This is a genomic window from Streptomyces purpureus (assembly GCF_014648195.1).
Lineage (GTDB): Bacteria > Actinomycetota > Actinomycetes > Streptomycetales > Streptomycetaceae > Streptomyces > Streptomyces purpureus.
In genome coordinates this window covers 1-657 of sequence record NZ_BMQQ01000087.1, presented here as the reverse complement: position 1 = coordinate 657, position 657 = coordinate 1, and the positions used below count along the sequence as shown (strand labels likewise).

Genomic DNA, 657 nt, shown 5'->3' with positions numbered 1-657 from the left:
CGGCTTTGTTGCACAAAGATTTAAAAGATAACACTCTGCTCATTTGAACAGAATTCAAGTGACAACTTGGGTATGAGGACGACCTAATTCTGTAAATTTGTTCAATACGGCTATGCGTGCATGAATCTCATTCACCTGACTAGAAAAACTCCTTGCTGTTAATTTATCACCTAATAGTTTGATGCAATGCATCTTGGTTTCAACTAAACTTCGACGATGATAACCAGACCATTTTTTCCAAAGCGTTCTTCCTAAACGTTTAACTGTTTTCAGTAACTCATTCCGCTCTAAAGATCTCAATTTCTGATCTTTCCATGGTTTTGCATTTTTTCTTGGCGGAATGAGCGCATGTGCATCTCGATCTAGAATGACTTGTCTGCAGTGCTTCGTGTCATAAGCACCATCGGTATAGACCGAATCAATTCGTTCATCTAAGGGAATTTGAGCAAGTAAATCACCGAGTACTTGCGAATCGCTCACATTATTTGTAGTAAGCTGTACTGCACGTATTTGCAAGGTTTCAGCATCGATGCCAATATGAAGCTTACGCCATTGGCGACGATATTCAGGTCCATGTTTCTTACGTTTCCACTCACCTTCACCTAGAAACTTTAAGCCAGTTGAGTCGACGAGTAGATGTAGCCCATCACTACTTTT

General features: G+C 40.2%; 1 pseudogene. It reads right to left on the bottom strand.

The features are described 5' to 3' along the window. Positions 1-54: 54 nt before the first annotated feature. A pseudogene (locus IEZ01_RS34480) lies at positions 55-657 on the bottom strand (IS5-like element ISAha2 family transposase); the annotation flags it as partial.